The organism is Okeania sp. SIO2B9, from assembly GCF_010672505.1.
Lineage (GTDB): Bacteria > Cyanobacteriota > Cyanobacteriia > Cyanobacteriales > Microcoleaceae > Okeania > Okeania hirsuta.
Map to the genome: position 1 here is coordinate 1 of NZ_JAAHGK010001059.1, position 2,742 is coordinate 2,742.

The 2,742-nt window shown below is 37.0% G+C and carries 3 protein-coding genes; 1 reads left to right on the forward strand and 2 read right to left on the reverse strand.

What is annotated here, in order from left to right; genetic code table 11:
- Nucleotides 1-81: 81 nt before the first annotated feature.
- Complete coding sequence (locus F6K13_RS27195; RefSeq protein WP_282433597.1) at nt 82-216, forward strand: hypothetical protein; 135 nt, start codon at nt 82-84, stop codon at nt 214-216.
- 219 nt (nt 217-435) lie between these two features.
- On the opposite strand, the gene F6K13_RS27200 is transcribed toward F6K13_RS27195, so the two are convergent.
- Entirely contained in the window at nt 436-756 is a 321-nt protein-coding gene (locus F6K13_RS27200) for a hypothetical protein (RefSeq protein WP_124154156.1), read from the reverse strand.
- Nucleotides 757-1,292: 536 nt separating this feature from the next.
- Nucleotides 1,293-2,742: ATP-binding cassette domain-containing protein (locus F6K13_RS27205; protein WP_287289006.1), on the reverse strand; the 1,450-nt coding region annotated here is incomplete at its 5' end.

Below are 2,742 nucleotides of genomic sequence, written 5' to 3' on the forward strand. Positions count from 1 at the left end.
TGCTTCACCTCGACTTTTTGCCAGTTTTCTGAGGAGATGAAAATTCTACTTCTATATTTCTATATATAGATAGTGAAAAATTTGCCAGAGACTTTTCCAGAATATTTAGTCTATCTAGAGCTAAGTAGAGATTTTCAGCAAGTAGAGCGACCGCCTCTTGACTCTCCTCGACTTTTTAGAAATTTTTCTGAGGAAACGAAAATTTTACTTCTATAATACAGATAGTCAAAAATTTGTCAGAGATTTCCCCAGATATTTGCCCTTTCTAGAGGTAAGTAGAGATTTTCTGAATAACAGAAAACAAAGAACTAGCAAGATTAGTCAGTCAATTTGTAGTAGCTAATAGACTGCCGAAGAAGGAAATATCAGGATTTTTGACATTTTGTTTTTTAGTATGCCACACTAGTTTAGCAATTTTTTCTAAGAATATAAAACCTACAAAGCTATGATCAGACCTGCTTCCCCTAATCCTTCCAATATCGCTGCAGCTTCTTGCGCACCTTCTATACCTTCTCCTGCTAGTTCCCACCAATCAGCTTCTTCAATAATACCAACACTATCCTCTTCTAACTCTTCAACCAAAGGAAATAAATATCGATACGCTAAATAAACAGGATATCCAGGAATAAGAAACGATAAGAAACCGCCAGCGACATTTTCCAGTTCCAGATCGTTGAGTTCCTCATAATCTGTAATAGCATACTCTGATGTGGTCTCGTGCATTTTTTGGTTGGTATTTATGGCAGAATTTTCCATAATTGCTCCTTGAGATTGTTTTTATTTTCTAGGGACAAGTAATTTATTTCTTGCTTGAAAGCATACTTAATTCGAGAGCTTTTGTCAAGGAATTGACCAAAATTTTTTTTTTAATCATCTGCATTTCCAGCCTACTTGGCTTGTTTCTACCTCTTCCTAGCAATCATAAGCTCCACAGAAGTATCGGACTCTCCAAAGTCAGTGGAACAAAGTAAAGAGAAGCAATATAGCGATCGCTATTTCAATCTCTAGATATTGCATCCTTACTCCGCTATGACAGATATTTGATATTTTTTATTTTTTTTTAATCATCTGCATTTCCACTCTACCTGGCCTGTTTCTCCCTCCCCCTGGCAAGAGAGTCCAACACGAGTATCCGATTATCCAAAGCTAGCGGAACAAAGTTAAAGAGAAGCACGATAGCGATCGCTCTGAGTGTATTGGGTTTATCCAATTTGCTACAATTACATTCGTCTTTTGACTTTTAACTTAAAAATTCTTACTTTTGACTTTTGACTTTTGACTTTTGAATTGTTTCACACCAACTGACGACTAACCAATTTCCTAAACAACCCCTCTTGTTCCATCAACTCATCAAAACTCCCCTTTTGCACTACTCGCCCCTGAGACATCACATAAATAACATCTGCATTCCGAATGGTACTCAAACGATGAGCAATAACAACGCGAGTCACATTCAACTGCTCCAAACTCTCAGTCACGATCGCTTGAGTTTTATTATCTAAAGCACTGGTTGCCTCATCAAACAAAAGAATTTTCGGCTCCAATATCAAGGCCCGGGCAATTAACAACCTTTGTCGCTGCCCTACGGAAAGGTTACTACCTCCCTCACTTATCAATGTGTGCATTCCCATAGGCATTTTCTTAATATCATTAGCAAAACCTACTTTCTGAGCTGCTGACCATGCTGCTTGTGGACTTACCAACCCACCACTACTGATATTTTCATATATACTGCCTGCCATTACCTTGCCATTTTGCAGCACTACTCCTAATTGTTGTCTGACTGCTTCTAAGTCTAATTCTGCTAAATTTTTACCATCGTAAAAAATATTTCCGGTTTGTGGTTGCTCGAACCCCAACAATAAACGGAATAAAGTAGACTTACCACTGCCGGAGGGACCGACAATGGCCACAAATTCTCCTGGTTTAACTTCTAAACTAATATTATGGAGTACGGTAGTGACGTTAATTTCTGAAACATTTTTATCGGCAGTTTCTGTTGTTAACTTAGATTTTTGATGATAACTAAAGGTGACATTATCGACAGAAATACTGCCTTGCAATTCTCCGGGGTGAGCTAAGTTAGGATTATATTCAATGGGAGAGTCTAAAATACTTTTTGCTCTTTCCCACAAAGGCACAATACCGATAACATCAGTAATAGTATTGCTCAAGGAAGTTACGCCACTGAGAAACACACCCATGGCGGAATTAAAAGCAATAAATGTACCAATATTTAAACCGGGAGTTCCTGTTTGTTGAGCGGAAATAATAATCTGAATAGTAAACCAATAAATCAACATAGAAGTGAGGAGAGAGGCAATTTCATTAATTACCGAAATAATATCGTTAATCTGAAAAATCCGATTATTAAGTTGAATTTGAGGTTGATATTTTTTACCCCAAACGGCAAAAGCTCTAACTTCCGCAGCAGCAACTCGTAATTTTTGAATGCCGTTTATTAGTTGTACGGTTAAGCCTTGAATTTTCCCACTCAGTTTTTCTTGTTCTCGTTCAAAGCGAATTAATATGATCCCGGAAATTAAGGTGATGAGGAAGGAAATTAAACCAATGATTAGAACAATTAAGGCTAATTTTCGGCTATATAAAAACATTAAACCCAAATTTAAGAGGGAAAATACACCTGTAAAAATCGTGGTAATAACAGCACTATTGATTAAACTACTAATCTGACTAATGGCAGCAATACGAGTTAATAAATCTCCTAAACTAAATTCTCGA

Excerpts from the sequence above, each read along its gene's own strand:
- F6K13_RS27200 (WP_124154156.1), bottom strand. The coding sequence starts at position 756 with ATGGAAAATTCTGCCATAAATACCAACCAAAAAATGCACGAGACCACA.